Source organism: uncultured Maribacter sp., from assembly GCF_963977385.1.
GTDB lineage: Bacteria > Bacteroidota > Bacteroidia > Flavobacteriales > Flavobacteriaceae > Maribacter.
In genome coordinates, this window is record NZ_CAXBOU010000001.1 from 1 (window position 1) to 17,130 (window position 17,130).

Consider the following 17,130-nt stretch of genomic DNA (forward strand, 5'->3'; position numbering starts at 1 on the left):
CTCTCTTTTGTTCTTTCTTGTTATATCAACAATTTACTGAGAATCAAACTTAAGAAGTGTATAAAACATAGCTATATAGGCTTTTCGAAAGGCTTATGCTTATTTGCAAAGTCCGCCAAATTTTTAATTTGGCTTTAAAAAAGAGAAAGTTAAAAACAAAATATAAAAATTCGGCTCTGTGTTAATCCGAAAAGTTAGTGCCTTTTTGCACGCTACGTTTCATACACAAACCGTTCTCCCACAAGTAAAAGCTCTAATCTTTTGCCAAACCGAGTAAAAATATAAGTACGTCAGCAATAAAATTGTGTTAATTTCCTACTTATTAGTAACTTACAATTCTATGCCTGATAAAATACATCTTGAAAATATCTTGTTTTTAGATATAGAAACCGTACCTGAAAAAAGCTCATTTGACCAGTTAGATGAAACCACACAAGAATTGTGGGCACACAAATCTCAATACCAAAGAAAAGATGAGGTAACCGCAGAAGAGTTCTATGAGCGTGCCGGAATTTGGGCGGAGTTCGGTAAAATTATTTGTATATCCGTTGGTTATTTTACTTTTCAAAATGATGTTAGAAATTTTAGAATAACCACTTTTCACGGAGACGAAGCGAAACTCTTGGCTGATTTCAAAATCTTATTAGACGAGCATTTTAATCATGTTAAAAACGTGCTTTGTGCTCATAATGGTAAAGAATTCGATTTTCCGTATATCGCTAGAAGAATGATTATTCACGGTATAACCTTACCTCAAAAACTAGATTTATTTGGTAAAAAGCCATGGGAGATTCCGCATATAGACACCATGGAGCTTTGGAAATTTGGCGATTACAAACATTTTACTTCATTAAAATTAATGGCGCATGTACTGGGCATACCTTCCCCTAAAGAAGATATAGATGGTAGCATGGTTAGGGTGGTGTATTACGAAGAAAACGATTTGAACCGTATTGTTACCTATTGTGAACTAGACGTATTGACTACTGCACAGGTTTATTTAAGATTAAGAAATCAAGAATTACTAAAAGATAGTGAAGTTAAAAAAGTAGCTAATTAATAGAATCGCGTTAAAATTAGCAAGCATCGATATAAAAACAGGACTAATGATGTAATTTTGTTAGTAACGTCATTTGTTCAAAAACGAGCCATATCTATGAAAAAAATCATCTTATTATTCTCTGTAGTTGTATTACTGGCAAGCTGTTTACAAGAAAAGGAAATAAGCTCTATACATCCTGAAAACTGGACGAAGAGAAAAATTACCATGAAGGTTCAAGATTCTTTAGAGTATGGCAAGTCTTATTTATCTATCTATTCTCAAATTTATAGTAGCTCTGAGCATAAGACCCATAATTTAACCGCTATGGTCAGCTTACGTAATACCAGTGATGTTGATACTATTTACCTTTCTAAAGCTGAGTATTTTGATACGCATGGGGTTTCGTTGAGAAATTACTTTAACCACCCTATTTATTTGGCTCCTTTAGAAACTGCAGAAATTATTATTGATGAAATGGATGTTGAAGGCGGTACGGGATCAAACTTTATTTTCGAATGGAAAGCACCTAAAGATTGCCCAGAGCCATTATTTGAAGGGGTAATGAATTCAACGGTTGGTCAACAGGGTCTTTCATTTACAACGCAATCAAGAAGAATAAAATAATCTTAGTACTTATAAAATTTCGTACTCTTATTCACATCAAAATCTTGAATTTGCAATACATATAGTCCTGTAGGTAAATCAGAAACATTGATTCTTGAATTGGTAGCTGAATCCATTTTCAACTCTACACCGTTAGTACTTACTATTCGATATACTGTGCTGTCGGTCGTTTCAATATTCAATTGAATCTCATCAACTGCTGGGTTTGGGTATACACTAAAAGGAATTTCAGAATCAATACTTAATGTATTAAAAGTTTCCAATACAGTCTCTTCACCTTGAAAGATAAAACTAACTGGGTCGCTATATTCAGAAGCTACATTTTGAGAACAAAAAGTTCTGATTCTAAAAGAATATGTATTATCAACAATTAATCCGTTCCAAGTAAAATTATTGATGGTAATGTATTCTGTAGACCATTCTTGTTGGTGAACTTCTTTATACTGTATTTCATAAAGTCCGTCTGTAGTAGCATCCCAAGTAAGGTCTACGCTAGAAATATCGGTTTCTTCTAAAGAAATTTGTTCTGGAGCTTCAATTGAACATGTGGTCATCTGTACTCCTGAAAGGATTATAGAAAAATCTTGAGTACTATTTTGTAATTCACCTTTGTGAGTTACTGTTATTGTATACGTACCACTTGCATTCGGTATTTCAATACGTTCGAAAGGATCTACACTATTATCTCCTTTTATTGCAGCACTACTAGCCTGCCCAGGATTCAATTTCCAAGGTAAAAAAGTTTTACCGTTCTGGGTAATTCTAATATCAAGATCATTAATCAAAGCAGCAGTGGTATTGTTCAATTCACCTCTATTGATATAAGTTGATTCTAAATCGGTCCAAGAAATAGAAGCTATTAATGTTTCATTCCCTTCTGCAGAAACTGTAAACGAAAATGTTTCTCCATTCTCTAAAGACTCTTCGGCCATATGACTCGTAAAGTCTTTATTATAAAGAACCTCAGCAGCGCTCTTTGCATTCATAATACCCCAGCCCATTTTATAGTCAGGCCCTTGCGCATCAACATCATCTGCTGTGTGCAATGCCAATCCTTTTAAAGTAGCAGCTTTCATATAAGAACCGTATAATTCTTCATTATACTGTTGTAGTAATAATAAAGAACCTGTAACACCTGGCGTAGCCATTGAAGTACCTGAAGAAGTATTATAACTTGTATTACTAGAAGAATCGGTAGAAAGTATTGAACCACCGTTACCTGCGATATCTGGCTTAATTCTGCCATCATCAACAGGACCAAAACTACTATAAGCAGAAACATCTGCACTTTTCAAGTTACCGTTTCCATCAATTTTAGAATTGGCACCAGCTACTGTAATTCCATTCTTAGCCAATGTAAAACCTAACAACACATCAAAACCATCAGCAGTTGTACCGTAAGTAGGTGTCTCGTTATCTCTACTTTTCTGTGCATTACCTGCAGCAGAAACCATTAAGTAATAAGGTGCATTGTACATAATCTTGTCCCAATCTTGAGCTACTTTAGTATAAGCGCCAAAATACCAATCTGGTACACGATCCGCTTTAATACCGTACGAGTGGTTAGAAAGTAAAAGTCCGTCAGCAGCTGCTTCAGTAACTTCAATTTTATCTCTTGTCCAATCATGAGATACAACGCTTGCCTTACTAGCAACTCCTTTTGCATCTTTCTTAAACCCTGAAGATATAATACTACCAGTTACACGGGTTGCATGAGAATCTACTTCAGATTCATCATCACCGATTTTAATTCTAGAAGAATATTCAACATGATTTTCTAAAGCTACACCAGAATCCCAAACACCCACTTGCATACCGTCACCATCTAAATGAAGACCCAACATACCATTTGTATTTAAAGTAGTGGCTCTAGATACCAAACCAGCTTCGTCAGAATAGGTTTCGTAATATAAAGGACTACCATCTTCACCTATTTCTTGTAATTCAATCTTTTTACCGTTAGCAAGTGTTTCTTTAATTTTCCAATTGTTCTGTTTTGCAACTTCTTTTAACTGAGTTCTTTTGACATCATACTCAGAAACCAAATTAGATTTAAAATTAGCCAACTCAACACTCTTGTTGTTCGATGCTATTTTTAATCGTTGTTTGGTAGTCTGACCATTAAGGTTAGTTACTGCAGAGAACACTAAAAAAAGTAATATTAGAATACTACTTGCGCTGTAGGTAAAGTTTTTGGTATTCATCATTAGGTTATATAAGTGTAAGATTTGGACTACAAATATATAAACCAGATGCTGTGTTCGTTGAATGAACACTATTATTCGATGAATTACCTAGACATTGCGGCGAACTTGTTGTGAAAACATCAATTTATGATGTGTAGGGTTTTTCTTTCATTCTAATTGTGTCATGAATTGAACGTAAATACAGTATAAACAGGAAAATGATCACTATAACCTCCCATATACCTGTGCGAGACAAAAGTTCTGTACGGGGTGCCTTTATACTTACCTTTTTTTTCCTTCAGAGATTTATGATCATAGATAGCGGCAGTATCATAACTATGGGTATTCTTTTCATAATTGAAGAATGAATTCGATATCAAGACTTGGTCGAACATGTTCCACTTTCCACCGTAGACTGAAGCTCCTCTACTATCAGGAATATGTAAAGTCTCCATAGCATTAAATAAACCTGCCCCTTCTTTTAACGTTTGCATACTTTTAGAGGATGGGTCGTCATTGAAATCTCCCATGACAATAATGTTTGGATCTAGCTCTTGTAATTTGATACTTTTGATTTTCTGAATAATTTCTTCAGCAGCAATTACTCTTTTATATTCGGTTTCTACATCTCCATCACGTCTAGAAGGCCAATGATTTACAAACACATGAACCAACTCTTTGTTTAATTCCCCCTTTACATATAGTATATCCCTTGTCGTATCTCTAATACCGCCGGCATTATTAACCATTAATGTTAAAGGTTCTGAATGAAGCACCTTAAAAAACTTTTTACGATAAATAAGTCCTGTATCTATTCCACGTTCATCTGGCGAATCGAAATGTATAAAACCATAATCAAAATCTTCCATCGGCTCTGTATCTAAAAGGGCCTCTAGAACACTATTATTCTCAGCCTCGGCTACACCAATTAGAACAGGAGGATAAGGATGATCATCCTCTCCTATTTTGACAATAGTCGTTGCGAGCTTAGAAAGTTTTCGACGGTATCTTTCTACGGTCCACTTTTTTATTCCATTAGGGGTATAATCACTATCTAATATTTTAGAATTACGCTCTGGATCAAATAGATTTTCTAAATTGTAGAATGCAACCGTATAACGTTGTTTTTTTATCTTTTTCTTAAAAAATGGTATTCGCATACAGTATTTTATAGGGTCAATAAAAATACGAAATAGCTTATCGGTAATTGCTTAATTTTACACTTTACGGAATTTATGATAGAAAAGAAAAGTATAGATTATGAAAAAGCGGTTCTTATTGGCATTATCAATAAAGACCAAAATGAGGAAAAGGTTAAGGAATATCTAGATGAGCTAGAGTTTCTAACCTATACTGCTGGTGGCGAAGTTTTCAAACGTTTTACACAACGAATGGACATCCCCAACCCAAAAACCATGATTGGAACAGGTAAAATGGAGGAAATCGAAAAATATGTTGAAGAACATGAAATCGGTTCTGTTATTTTCGATGATGAACTTAGCCCTGGTCAACAACGTAATATTGAAAAACAATTGCGTTGTAAAATTATTGACCGTACCAGTTTAATTTTAGACATTTTTGCGCAACGCGCACAAACGAGTTACGCTCGTACTCAGGTAGAACTTGCACAATACGAATATTTACTGCCGAGACTTACCGGTCTTTGGACACACCTTGAACGTCAAAAAGGTGGTATTGGAATGCGTGGTCCCGGTGAAACAGAAATAGAAACGGATAGACGTATCGTTCGTGATCGTATAACGTTGCTTAAAAAGAAACTCACTAAGATCGATCGCCAAATGGAAACCCAAAGAGGTAATCGCGGTGCTTTAGTTAGAGTTGCCCTTGTCGGCTATACCAATGTCGGTAAGTCTACTTTGATGAATGTAATCAGCAAAAGTGATGTATTTGCAGAAAACAAACTCTTTGCCACGTTAGACACTACAGTGAGAAAAGTTGTTATTGGCAACTTACCCTTTCTGTTAAGTGATACTGTAGGATTTATCAGAAAACTACCTACACAGCTAGTAGAAAGCTTTAAAAGCACCTTGGATGAAGTACGTGAAGCAGACTTACTTTTACATGTTGTAGATATTTCACATCCTCAATTTGAGGAGCATATAGAGTCGGTAAACAAAATTTTGGCTGAAATAAAAAGTTCAGACAAGAAAATCATTATGGTCTTCAATAAGATTGACCAGTATGAACATGAAACTATTGATGAAGATGATTTAATTACAGAACGTACCGGAAGACATTTTACCATTACCGATTGGAAAAACACATGGATGGAAAAAGTTGGAGACCGAGCGATTTTTATTTCTGCCTTAAACAAAGAAAATTTAGATGAATTCAGAAAACGTGTCTATGACGAAGTAAGAGATATTCATGTAACCCGTTTTCCGTATAATAATTTTCTTTATCCAGAACATTTAGACGAGTATTAATTACCAATTATAATCTGATTTGTGTAGTTCATCGATGAAATTAAACCAATAATAAATCTCACCACATTTTAAGTTGAGTTCACAACATAAATTATCACCAGCTTAGGTATTGGGTTAATTTTATCATGTGTTTAAGTGTTAGTGTTGACCCCAAATCGATATTTAACTTATAAAAACTAAAAGTAAAATCCCAAATTTTACGATAATTACTTAACCGAAAAAAGCCCTCTATATAGAGGGCTTTTTTATTATATAAAATTCTGAAATGTTGCTCTGTAATTATAATGAGTAGTTAAGACCAACAAGGAAGTAAGTCTGTAACTTATTATCAACATTATCAAACGTTGCTGTTAAATCCGGAGTTGGACCAGTTAAAGCATAGTTTAAAGCTTCTTGTTTGTTACTACGTAAACCAAATTCGAAACCTAAACCGATACCATTCCATAATGTATACCCTAATGAGTTAATCCAAGTTACATTAGAAAGGTCACCACTCTTATAACTTTGAAACATTGAAAGGTTTGTCTTAAAATTAACAGCACCAATTTGTTTCGTATAATCGGCTACAATTTTAGCACCCAAAGAAGATTCGAAGACTGCATCATTGCTACTGAATACAAAATTATAGTTTAAAGGGTGTATTACAACTACTAAGTCAGCAATTGGTGTCCAAGTAGCACCAACCCCTAAATCTAAATACCCAGGATCGTTGAAGTTATTTAAGATAGTAGTACGATACTCAGCTAAAGTAGAGATAGCGAATTTCTCATTAAGCTTTCTTCCGTATAAAGAAGTAATATTGAATACATCTGTACCTTGCTTAAAGCTATCATCGTCAGTTGCATCATTTTTATCATCGAACTTTACCCATCCTAAGTTAATGTTACCAGAATTTCTCCAGAAAAACTTTTCTTGATTTAAATTAGCAAAAGCATTTACAGTTACACCGATATTGCCAGAAGATAAATCTGGGGTGCCTTGTCCGTACCAGTTGTTAAAGCTACTCAGATTAGCACCAATAGTACCAAAAGCACCTTTTTTCCATCCTGGTAATTTGTCTATTTGACCCTGTATAGCGTCTGCTCTTCCTTGAATAGCAGCTATAGAATCTTTTGCTGCTCCTAATTCACCTTTAAGCTCTTCCCCTGTTTGAGAAAAACCCATAGTTACCACGAATGCAGCCGCTATGGTTAAAATAATTTTCTTCATAATAATTAATGTTTATAGTTTATAGTGGCGCAAAGGTAAGGATTGTAAACAAAATCTTTAAATAGGAAGTTGTTATTTTCTTTTGTATAACGGCACTGAAGAACACGCTTCGCCATACATAATAGACTTAGCGACAGGTCTTAACCTCTCTGCAATAAATAAATACGCATTCGCAGGAACAGGCTTTTTACTACATCCTTTTATGATAATTGATTTATCTAAATATTCAGATACCTCTAAATTTTCAATAATGGTTTGATAGATACTTGTCTCTAAATCTACCAAAGTACCTTGTACCGCCTTTTTTGCAAAAGCACTAAGTTTAATGCTTAATAATAAATATGCCCATCCAGGTACAATCGCATCTGTTGAGCAATGCATGGCGACATAAGCACCTTCATATTGAGACCAATCATGTTCTTCTACAGAATTTCTAAAATCTTTTTCTTTCAGAATAAACCCTTCAAAAAGCCAATCTTTGATATCTAAAACCATCCTCTTCCCTTTTGGATAATAATCCTCTAGGTTAAATGTGATTAGTTTGCTTTGGGCAACTCTATTTACGATTTCATCCTGCATACATTCATCTTTTAAATCAAGAATAAGCTTTATTGCTTAAAGAAGGCCTAATTCTAATTTTGCCTCTTCACTCATTAAATCTTGAGTCCAAGGTGGGTCAAAAGTAATTTCTACCTCAGCATCTTTAATAGCATTAAGCGATTTTACTTTTTCCTCTACCTCTGCAGGCAATGATTCTGCTACTGGGCAATTAGGAGATGTAAGAGTCATTAGTATTTTTACTTCATTTTCCTCATTTACTAAAACATCATAAATAAGCCCTAATTCATAGATATCAACCGGAATTTCTGGATCGTATATTGTTTTTAATATCTTAACAATTTTCTCCCCTAATTCTGCACTATCCTCTGCTATATTCTCTTCGCTCATAATTTCTATTGTTCAATTTGTGTTTGATACGCTACTGCGTATAACTTCAACTGCTTTATCATACTCACCAAACCATTTGCCCTAGTTGGAGACAAATGCTCTTTCAAACCGATTTCGTCTATAAACTTCGTATCGGCATCTAAAATATCTTGTGGCTTTTGATTGCTAAAAGCACGTATTAAAATGGCTATAATTCCTTTCGTAATAATTGCATCGCTATCAGCAGTAAACACTAATTTATTATCGTCTAGTTCAGCATGTACCCATACTTTACTCTGACAGCCTTTAATAATGTTATCTTCAGTCTTATACTCTTCATTAATCAATGGTAATGACTTACCAAGATCTATCATGTACTCATACCTTTGCATCCAATCATCGAACATAGAAAACTCATCGATAATTTCTTCTTGTATCTCCTTAATTCCCATTACTTTATTTTATTCAAAAATACAATAACAATTGATGGATTTCAAAAGTTAACAGTCTTGATAAATCATTGTTTTACAACAACATGCTTTTAGCTTTTAATACCCCAGCTACTAGAACATCTACTTCTTCTATTGTATTATAAAAGGCAAAGCTAGCTCTTACCGTACCTGGTATTTTATAAAAATCCATAATCGGTTGAGCGCAATGATGACCGGTTCTTACGGCTATACCCAATTTATCTAGAATACTGCCTATATCGTATGGGTGAATACCATCTATATTAAATGAAATGACAGAAGTTTTATTTTTTGCAGTACCATAAATTTTAAGCCCTTCAATTTTCAATAACTCCTGAGTAGCATACAACAACAATTCATGCTCGTACTTGGCAATATTTTCAAAACCAATTGAATTTATGTAATCTAAAGCTGCACCAAATGCTATACCACCACAAATATTGGGCGTACCTGCTTCAAATTTATGCGGAAGACCTGCATATGTCGTTTTTTCGAAAGTAACCTCGGCAATCATTTCACCACCACCTTGGTATGGCGGTAATTTATTCAACCACTCCTCTTTGCCGTATAACATACCTACACCCGTTGGTCCACATATTTTATGTGCAGAACAGGTATAAAAATCAACATCAAGAGCTTGAACATCTGCTACTAAATGTGGAGCAGCTTGTGCGCCATCAATTAAAACCGCAGCACCAACTTTATGTGCTTTTTTAATTATTTCTTCAATAGGATTAATAGTCCCTAAGGCATTTGAGATATGATTACAGAAAACTAATTTGGTCTTATCATTAAGTAATTGCTCATACACATCCATTCGCAATTCCCCTTCTTGGTTCATTGGAATCACTTTTAAGATTGCTCCAGTTCGTTCACATAGCATTTGCCAAGGCACAATGTTAGAATGATGTTCCATAGCAGAAACTAAAACCTCATCTCCTTTTTTAATCAAAGCAGAGAATCCGTTTGCAACGAGATTTATACTATGGGTAGTGCCCGAAGTAAATATAATTTCATGAGATTTTGCAGCATTAAAATGCTTTTGAATCTTTAATCTAGCCTGCTCATATTTATCGGTAGCTTCTTGAGAAAGCGTATGAACCCCACGGTGAATGTTTGCATTGTAGTTTTGATAGTAATCTACAATGGCATCTATAACCTGTTGCGGAGTTTGCGAAGTAGCGGCATTGTCTAAATAGACCAATGGCTTACCGTTTACCTGACGTTTAAGAATTGGAAAATCTTCTCTTATTTTTTTAATATCTAACATAGTCAATCTTCTTATATACAAAGATACCCGATAATGAAAAAATATGTATAATCGAGCTTCGAGTTAGTACCAAATTGGCACATAAAAAAAAAGGATAGTTAAAAATTTAACTATCCTTCGTTCAAATTTTTCTTAATTATAGCTTACAAATCGAACCCAAGGTTTACCCCTAGCTTCTTCGCTATCAATTTATTGATTCTAGCTTTTAATTCAGGAATACGAACAGAAGACAATACGTTATTTGCAAACGCATACATTAATAATGCCCTAGCTTCTTTTTCTGGAATTCCTCTAGATTGCAAGTAGAACAATGCATCTTTATCTAATTGACCAATAGTACAACCGTGAGAACATTTTACGTCATCTGCAAAAATCTCTAATTGTGGCTTTGAATTGATGCTTGCCTTATCACTAATAAGAATATTATTATTCTTCTGAAAAGCGTTTGTTTTTTGGGCAATCTTATCTACTATAATTTTACCGTTAAAAACACCTGTAGAACTATCTCCGTAAATACCTTTATAATCTTGATGACTTTCGCAGTTAGGTTGAATATGATGTACCAATGTATGATGATCCACATGTTGCTTTTCCCCTAAAATAGTAACCCCTTTCATAGTAGAATCTATATACTCTCCATTCTGATAAAAGTTAAGATTGTTACGCGTTAACTTACCACCAAAAGAGAATGTATGAATCTTTACAAGACTCTTATCTTTTTGATCTACATATGTATTATCGATCAATGACGCCGTAGCAGCATCGTTCTGTATTTTATATAAATCTACGATAGCACTTTTTGCAGCAAAAATCTCGGTTACCGCATTAGTAAGTACTTCGTTGGTTGTTAAGCTTTGGTGACGTTCTATAATTTGAACCTCTGCATTTTCCTCAACTACAATTAAATTTCTTGGCTGCAATAAAAGAGAAGCCTCATTACCTGTTGAGAAATGTAAAATCTCAATTGGTTTTTTAGGCATCTTATTCTTAGGAATATAGATATATGCCCCTTCGCGACTAAATGCAGTATTTAATGTAGTTAACGACTCGTCTTTAGATGCAATTTTATTAAAATACACATCTATAACCTGTTTGTACATTGGCTTTGTAAGCGCTGCACTCATTAAACAGATATCTACACCGTCATGTGTTGTTTCGGATAGGTAAGAACTATAAATACCATCAACGAAAACAATTTTATAAGAATCAATTTCGTGAAGGAAATAACGTTTTACGTCTTTGTATTCCAACGCATTTTCCTGTTTAGGAAATATGCTGAAATCTATTTTCTGAATATTATTTAATGAAGTATACTTCCAAGCCTCTTCCTTTTTAGAAGGAAATCCTTTTTCCTCAAAATTCTTAATGGCGGCCATACGAACATCGTGTACCGGATGCTCCACATCCACGTTATTCTCAAACGCCATAAAAGAGGAAATCAATTTATCTTTTAAATCCATATTTTTTCAATTGCCATTTGGTAGTGGCAGAAAACCATTCTACAGAATGTTCTCTGCTACTGTATACTTAATTATACCGCAGTTTCTTGCTTTAACCAGTCGTATCCTTTTTCTTCAAGCTCTAAGGCAAGTTCTTTACCTCCAGATTTTACAATTTTACCATTATGCAAAACGTGAACAAAATCAGGTACGATATACTCCAACAAACGTTGGTAGTGCGTAATTAAGATTACCGCATTATCCTTACTCTTCAATTTATTAACACCACTAGCAACAATACGTAATGCATCAATATCTAATCCTGAATCGGTTTCATCCAAGATTGCCACTTTTGGCTCTAACATTGCCATTTGAAAAATCTCGTTACGTTTCTTTTCTCCACCAGAGAAACCTTCGTTTAAAGATCTTGATAAGAACTTACGATCAATCTCTAACAACTCAGATTTTTCACGAATCAATTTCAACATATCTTTTGCTGGCATATCTTCTAAACCTTTCGCCTTACGAGACTCATTAATAGCCGTTTTCATAAAGTTGGTTACAGAAACACCCGGAATTTCAATAGGATATTGAAAAGATAGAAAAACACCTTTATGCGCTCTCTCTTCTGGAGAAACATCTTCTAAATCTTCTCCTTCTAGTTCTACTGAACCTTGAGTAACTTCAAAATTATCATTTCCAGCAATTACAGAAGCTAATGTACTTTTACCAGAACCATTTGGTCCCATAATTGCGTGTACCTCACCTGCCTTTACCTCTAGGTTTATTCCTCTTAATATTTCTTTACCGTCTACACTAGCGTGTAAATTTTTGATTTTCAACATAATATGTTACTTTAAATATTCTGGTGCCTTAGGCATTTTATTAAAATCTTTATTGCTTTTTAACCTACAGAACCCTCTAAACTAATTTCTAATAGTTTTTGTGCTTCTACTGCAAATTCCATTGGTAGTTTATTCAGTACATCTTTACTAAAACCATTCACAATTAACGCAATAGCTTTTTCTGTTGGTATACCTCTTTGGTTACAATAGAAAATTTGGTCTTCACCAATTTTACTTGTCGTAGCCTCATGCTCTATCATTGCTGTTTTGTTCTTCACTTCAATATACGGGAAGGTATGTGCACCACATTCGTTACCCATTAACAAAGAATCGCATTGAGAAAAGTTACGAGCTCCATCAGCACGACTATTCACCTGTACCAATCCACGGTAGCTATTTTGAGATTTACCTGCAGAAATACCTTTAGATATTATGGTACTTCTAGTATTCTTACCAATATGAATCATTTTGGTACCAGTATCTGCCTGCTGATAATTGTTAGTTACGGCGATAGAATAAAATTCACCGATAGAATTATCTCCTTTTAAAATACAGGAAGGATATTTCCATGTTACTGCAGATCCTGTTTCAACTTGTGTCCAAGATACTTTAGCGTTTTTCTCACATAAAGCTCTTTTAGTTACAAAGTTGAATACACCACCTTTACCCTCTTTATTACCAGGGAACCAGTTTTGTACCGTTGAGTATTTTATTTCGGCACCATCCAAAGCAATCAACTCTACTACAGCTGCATGTAATTGATTTTCATCTCTTGAAGGTGCAGTACAACCTTCTAAATAACTTACATAACTATCTTCATCTGCAATAAGCAACGTACGCTCAAATTGACCCGTACCTGCCTGATTAATTCTAAAGTATGTAGAAAGTTCCATTGGGCAACGTACACCTTTTGGAATATAACAAAAAGAACCATCGGTAAAAACCGCTGAATTTAGAGCTGCATAGAAATTATCTTTTTGTGGCACAACAGTACCCATATATTTCTTCACTAACTCTGGATGCTCTTTTATAGCCTCTGAAATAGGCATAAAAATAATTCCCTTTTCTGCCAACGTCTTTTTAAAAGTCGTTGCTACAGAAACAGAATCGACAACAATATCAACAGCTACATTTTGTAATTTCTTTTGCTCATCAACAGAAATACCAAGCTTACGATACATTTCTAACAAGTCTGGATCTACATCATCCAACGTTTTGTTAGGGTCTGCAGATTTTGGTGCAGAATAATAACTGATTTTCTGGAAATCTGGTTTTTCATAATGCACATTTGCCCATGTAGGCTCTTCCATACTTTTCCAAATTCGAAAAGCTTCCAAACGCCAAAGTGTCATCCACTCTGGTTCTTCTTTTTTCTTTGAAATCGCAATAACAATTTCTTCGCTTAAGCCAATAGGGAATGTATCAGATTCAATATCTGTATAGAAACCATATTCGTACTCTTTGGTTTCCAATTCTTTCTTTAATTCTTCTTCTGTATATGCCATATATTATACTTAATAAGCAAAAAATAAATGAGTTTAAATAATTACCCAAATAGCCTTTTACAAATTTAAAACTTCACTTCTTCTTATAATGAAAAACTCTCGCCACAACCACATGTGCGTTGTGCATTTGGGTTATTGAAAACAAAACCCTTTCCGTTAAGACCTCCAGAGTATTCTAAAACCGTACCCACTAAATATAAAAAGCTTTTTTTATCTACAATGATACGTACGTTGTTGTCCTCGAATACTTTATCCGCATCGTCTTTCTTATTATCGAAGTTTAACTCGTATGACAATCCGCTACATCCGCCACTCTTGACACCCACACGAACAAAATCCGTTGTGGCATCAAAACCTTCTTCCGTCATAAGGTTGATAACTTTCTGTTTAGCCGTTTCTGATACTTGAATCATAATTAACTAGATTTAATCTAAATAGTTTACAAATATACGGTATAAGTAGGTTTTTTCCATGGAACCTAACATTATTATAACGTATAGATGTATCGAAGAATCTTATCGGAAATAAGTTGGTGATACTATTTAATTTTGAGAAGAATTAAGTCTGAATTCCCTTTAGAAGTCAAGGTGTTAAAATCTATACTTGAAGATTCCCCAACCACCAGAATGCTTCCGTCTTTGTTTTCAAGTAAATCAAAGCCAAAATCTAACCCAGAGCCACCAAAAGATTTTTCCCAAACAAGGGTACCAAATTCATTGGTTTTAACCACCCAAATATCATTCTCACCATTATTTATCGCACTATCTTGATCATCGCTTTTGGTGTTCCCTGTTATTAAAAACCCTCCATCTTTACTTTGAACAACAGCTTGGGCCAAATCGAACTGACTACCTCCGTATGTTTGTTCCCAAATCATATTTCCTTTTTCGTCCAATTTTATCATCCACATATCAGACTCGCCATGGTTTAAAAAAATATCTCCATTAGCACTAAAAGTATTACCAACCACTACAAAACCATTATCTGCTGTTTTAGCAATATCATAAGACACCTCAATACCTTCGCCACCGAAAGACTGCTCCCAAATTAAATTGCCGAAAGAATCCACTTTAACCACCCAAAAATCATAGCTGCCATTGGTATTGCTTATATCATAATCGTCGCTTTCTGTAAAACCTGCCATTACAAAACCGCCATCATTCGTTTGCACTACACCATGTGCCCGGTCATTGTTGGTGCCACCAAAATATCCTCTCCACTGTACACTACCCTCCCCATCGATCTTAGTTCCCCAAAATTCCCCTACGCCATGGCTGGTCAATGAATTTCCCTTTTCTGTATTCCCATCTACTCTAGCCGATGTAATGTCTAAAAATCCTGTGAAAAAATATCCGCCTTGTGCTGCTTCAAGAATATCGTATGAATGATCATGACCAGAAAAACCATAACTGCTTTGCCATTCCATATCACCCTTTACATCTAATTTTAAAATCCAATTATCATGAAAACCTTCGTTATTCGTTGCGTCACCATCACTACTCATAGAATACCCAGTTAAAATATAGCCGCGATCATTTGTTTCTGCTAAGCTCTGTCCAATATCATCTTTGCTTCCACCATACGTTTTATTCCATTGTAAATTTCCGTTTTGATCAAACTTCAAAAGCCAATAATCATTTTCTTCTTCCAATTTTGTTAAGATGTCACCATTAACACTACCCGTATACCCTAAAATTGCAAAACCACCATCAGTAGTTTTTATAATTGCCTGAGCACTTTCATTTCCACTGCCTCCAAAATTCTTAACCCAATCAAGCTCTCCCTTAAATTCAGTATCTAACGCCTCAAATGGTATTTCGGCTTCTTCTTTCGCACAAGAAAACAAGAAACAGGAAAGTAGCACTAGAATTAAATTTCGCATGATCAATTCGATTTCTGGATTATAAAAAATCCGCTGTTAATATCACTGATAATAATTTTACCACTTTCAAAATATGGATAAACACTCCAAACTCCGGCAAATTGAGTATTGTTATTTGCTGGATAAGTATCAAAAAAAGCTTTTTCCTCAACCGATTTTCCACCAATGTCAGAAATATCTAAAACACGAACACCTGCGGTATAATTGGCCAAGAAAAACTCATCGGCCAACACATAGCCATTATGGTCGATAGCATTTGTTGGCCCGGAGTACGTGTAATGTAAAATCGGGTTGTCTAGATCTTCCATATCAAAAATTAAGGTACGGGTTCTAAATCCCTGTCGAACCTCATCTAACTCATCACCGAGTATAAAATAACGGTGATCATCTGTAAACCAACCTTGGTGTGTATACCCAATATTAGAGTACGGCATTGTCGCCAAGGTTATAGGTGTATTCTTATCTGAAATATCAACAACCACGACTTGATCCTCATTTGCACCCACAAATATTTCGGCACCAACATAAGTGGCATCAGGACCGTTGTAGGTGATTACTTGTGCATCATGCGTATACCCGTTTAAACCCCAACCACCGACCAAAGTGGGAACTATTGGGTTTTCAAGATTTAAGAAATGTACACCACCGTTAAATTGATCATCTCTATCGGTACCTACTGGATACGCAAACCCAGATGTTTCATTAATTACAATGTTATGTGCATTACCAAGAGCTGTGTAGTGGCCGTCGGCAGAAAAATTTTCAGTGGGATTACTTACGTTTCTTAATCTTTTTAAATCAAATATCTGAACACCATGGTCATTTGCTTCAGATACAATATAAGCATAATCACCATAAACTTTCACATCTCTCCACGAACTTGATGTAGTTGCTGTAGAAAGTTTACCTAGATATATGGGATTTAAAGCATTCGACATATCAATAAAAGCAGTTCCATTATCCAGACCCATTAAGGCATACTCTTTACCAGTTTCCGCATCGGTCCACCCCCATATATCATTACCTTCTTCTGCAGACATTGTACTAAGAGAAATATGGGCGACCAAATCATATCCGCTACAAGGGTAAATACCAGCCATTCCATTTTCACAGGGTACTATAGCATCAAAGTTTTCCTCCATAGGTGTTGATTCTTCCTCTTCTTCTAGAATCTGGTCGTCAGAAGAACAACCAAAAATCACAATAAATGTTAAATACCAAACTCCCTTTTTCATATAAACAATTTATAATCAACACTTAAAGATACTAATTGCTTTATTTGAA

16 protein-coding genes are annotated in these 17,130 nt (G+C 34.9%); 3 read left to right on the plus strand and 13 right to left on the minus strand.

Annotation, left to right across the window (positions count from 1 at the left end; translation table 11 throughout):
• Nucleotides 1-340 precede the first annotated feature (340 nt).
• Both AAC084_RS00005 and AAC084_RS00010 read left to right on the plus strand, forming a co-directional pair.
• Nucleotides 341-1,060, plus strand: a complete 720-nt coding sequence (locus tag AAC084_RS00005) for a 3'-5' exonuclease (protein WP_339835213.1) — start codon at nucleotides 341-343, stop codon at nucleotides 1,058-1,060.
• Between the two features lie 96 nt (nucleotides 1,061-1,156).
• Nucleotides 1,157-1,666: a DUF3124 domain-containing protein gene (locus AAC084_RS00010; protein WP_339835215.1), complete on the plus strand. Its 510-nt coding sequence runs from the start codon at nucleotides 1,157-1,159 to the stop codon at nucleotides 1,664-1,666.
• Nucleotides 1,667-1,668: 2 nt separating this feature from the next.
• Here AAC084_RS00010 and AAC084_RS00015 read toward each other — a convergent pair whose 3' ends face one another.
• Nucleotides 1,669-3,873, minus strand: a complete 2,205-nt coding sequence (locus AAC084_RS00015) for a S8 family serine peptidase (protein WP_339835217.1) — start codon at nucleotides 3,871-3,873, stop codon at nucleotides 1,669-1,671.
• A gap of 161 nt (nucleotides 3,874-4,034) precedes the next feature.
• Nucleotides 4,035-5,012, minus strand: coding sequence for an endonuclease (locus AAC084_RS00020; protein ID WP_339835220.1), 978 nt, complete (start codon nucleotides 5,010-5,012; stop codon nucleotides 4,035-4,037).
• Nucleotides 5,013-5,087: 75 nt separating this feature from the next.
• On the opposite strand from AAC084_RS00020, the gene hflX reads away from it, so the two are divergent.
• The gene (gene hflX / locus AAC084_RS00025; protein WP_339835223.1) at nucleotides 5,088-6,299 is read left to right on the plus strand and encodes a GTPase HflX; all 1,212 of its coding nucleotides are present in this window, start codon (nucleotides 5,088-5,090) and stop codon (nucleotides 6,297-6,299) included.
• Nucleotides 6,300-6,578: 279 nt separating this feature from the next.
• Here the strand turns inward: hflX and AAC084_RS00030 are convergent, their stop codons facing one another.
• The 11 genes from AAC084_RS00030 to AAC084_RS00080 form a co-directional block, all read right to left on the minus strand.
• Nucleotides 6,579-7,508, minus strand: coding sequence for a DUF3078 domain-containing protein (locus tag AAC084_RS00030; RefSeq protein WP_339835225.1), 930 nt, complete (start codon nucleotides 7,506-7,508; stop codon nucleotides 6,579-6,581).
• 72 nt (nucleotides 7,509-7,580) lie between these two features.
• Nucleotides 7,581-8,087 carry a DUF2480 family protein gene (locus tag AAC084_RS00035; protein WP_339835227.1) on the minus strand — a complete coding sequence of 169 codons (507 nt, stop codon included), beginning with the start codon at nucleotides 8,085-8,087 and terminating at the stop codon, nucleotides 7,581-7,583.
• 36 nt (nucleotides 8,088-8,123) lie between these two features.
• The gene (locus AAC084_RS00040; RefSeq protein WP_339835229.1) at nucleotides 8,124-8,456 is read right to left on the minus strand and encodes an SUF system Fe-S cluster assembly protein; all 333 of its coding nucleotides are present in this window, start codon (nucleotides 8,454-8,456) and stop codon (nucleotides 8,124-8,126) included.
• Nucleotides 8,457-8,461: 5 nt separating this feature from the next.
• Complete coding sequence (locus tag AAC084_RS00045; RefSeq protein WP_339835233.1) at nucleotides 8,462-8,887, minus strand: SufE family protein; 426 nt, start codon at nucleotides 8,885-8,887, stop codon at nucleotides 8,462-8,464.
• A 73-nt stretch (nucleotides 8,888-8,960) separates the two neighbouring features.
• Entirely contained in the window at nucleotides 8,961-10,175 is a 1,215-nt protein-coding gene (locus AAC084_RS00050; protein WP_339835235.1) for a cysteine desulfurase, read from the minus strand.
• 143 nt (nucleotides 10,176-10,318) lie between these two features.
• Complete coding sequence (gene sufD, locus AAC084_RS00055) at nucleotides 10,319-11,635, minus strand: Fe-S cluster assembly protein SufD (protein WP_339835237.1); 1,317 nt, start codon at nucleotides 11,633-11,635, stop codon at nucleotides 10,319-10,321.
• Nucleotides 11,636-11,706: 71 nt separating this feature from the next.
• Complete coding sequence (gene sufC, locus AAC084_RS00060) at nucleotides 11,707-12,459, minus strand: Fe-S cluster assembly ATPase SufC (RefSeq protein ID WP_339835240.1); 753 nt, start codon at nucleotides 12,457-12,459, stop codon at nucleotides 11,707-11,709.
• Between the two features lie 59 nt (nucleotides 12,460-12,518).
• Nucleotides 12,519-13,964 (minus strand): Fe-S cluster assembly protein SufB, encoded by a 1,446-nt coding sequence (gene sufB / locus AAC084_RS00065; RefSeq protein ID WP_339835241.1) that lies wholly within the window; start codon nucleotides 13,962-13,964, stop codon nucleotides 12,519-12,521.
• Nucleotides 13,965-14,047: 83 nt separating this feature from the next.
• Nucleotides 14,048-14,377, minus strand: a complete 330-nt coding sequence (locus AAC084_RS00070; RefSeq protein WP_027065385.1) for an iron-sulfur cluster assembly accessory protein — start codon at nucleotides 14,375-14,377, stop codon at nucleotides 14,048-14,050.
• A 125-nt stretch (nucleotides 14,378-14,502) separates the two neighbouring features.
• Nucleotides 14,503-15,846, minus strand: coding sequence for a hypothetical protein (locus AAC084_RS00075; protein ID WP_339835243.1), 1,344 nt, complete (start codon nucleotides 15,844-15,846; stop codon nucleotides 14,503-14,505).
• A 2-nt stretch (nucleotides 15,847-15,848) separates the two neighbouring features.
• Nucleotides 15,849-17,081, minus strand: coding sequence for a choice-of-anchor B family protein (locus AAC084_RS00080; protein ID WP_339835245.1), 1,233 nt, complete (start codon nucleotides 17,079-17,081; stop codon nucleotides 15,849-15,851).
• Nucleotides 17,082-17,130 lie beyond the last annotated feature (49 nt).

Bases quoted from the DNA above. Each gene is read 5' to 3' on its own strand.
- AAC084_RS00005 (WP_339835213.1), top strand. From the start codon at position 341: ATGCCTGATAAAATACATCTTGAAAATATCTTGTTTTTAGATATAGAA.
- AAC084_RS00010 (WP_339835215.1), top strand. From the start codon at position 1,157: ATGAAAAAAATCATCTTATTATTCTCTGTAGTTGTATTACTGGCAAGC.
- AAC084_RS00015 (WP_339835217.1), bottom strand. From the start codon at position 3,873: ATGATGAATACCAAAAACTTTACCTACAGCGCAAGTAGTATTCTAATA.
- AAC084_RS00020 (WP_339835220.1), bottom strand. From the start codon at position 5,012: ATGCGAATACCATTTTTTAAGAAAAAGATAAAAAAACAACGTTATACG.
- hflX (WP_339835223.1), top strand. From the start codon at position 5,088: ATGATAGAAAAGAAAAGTATAGATTATGAAAAAGCGGTTCTTATTGGC.
- AAC084_RS00030 (WP_339835225.1), bottom strand. From the start codon at position 7,508: ATGAAGAAAATTATTTTAACCATAGCGGCTGCATTCGTGGTAACTATG.
- AAC084_RS00035 (WP_339835227.1), bottom strand. From the start codon at position 8,087: ATGCAGGATGAAATCGTAAATAGAGTTGCCCAAAGCAAACTAATCACA.
- AAC084_RS00040 (WP_339835229.1), bottom strand. From the start codon at position 8,456: ATGAGCGAAGAGAATATAGCAGAGGATAGTGCAGAATTAGGGGAGAAA.
- AAC084_RS00045 (WP_339835233.1), bottom strand. From the start codon at position 8,887: ATGGGAATTAAGGAGATACAAGAAGAAATTATCGATGAGTTTTCTATG.
- AAC084_RS00050 (WP_339835235.1), bottom strand. From the start codon at position 10,175: ATGTTAGATATTAAAAAAATAAGAGAAGATTTTCCAATTCTTAAACGT.
- sufD (WP_339835237.1), bottom strand. From the start codon at position 11,635: ATGGATTTAAAAGATAAATTGATTTCCTCTTTTATGGCGTTTGAGAAT.
- sufC (WP_339835240.1), bottom strand. From the start codon at position 12,459: ATGTTGAAAATCAAAAATTTACACGCTAGTGTAGACGGTAAAGAAATA.
- sufB (WP_339835241.1), bottom strand. From the start codon at position 13,964: ATGGCATATACAGAAGAAGAATTAAAGAAAGAATTGGAAACCAAAGAG.
- AAC084_RS00070 (WP_027065385.1), bottom strand. From the start codon at position 14,377: ATGATTCAAGTATCAGAAACGGCTAAACAGAAAGTTATCAACCTTATG.
- AAC084_RS00075 (WP_339835243.1), bottom strand. From the start codon at position 15,846: ATGCGAAATTTAATTCTAGTGCTACTTTCCTGTTTCTTGTTTTCTTGT.
- AAC084_RS00080 (WP_339835245.1), bottom strand. From the start codon at position 17,081: ATGAAAAAGGGAGTTTGGTATTTAACATTTATTGTGATTTTTGGTTGT.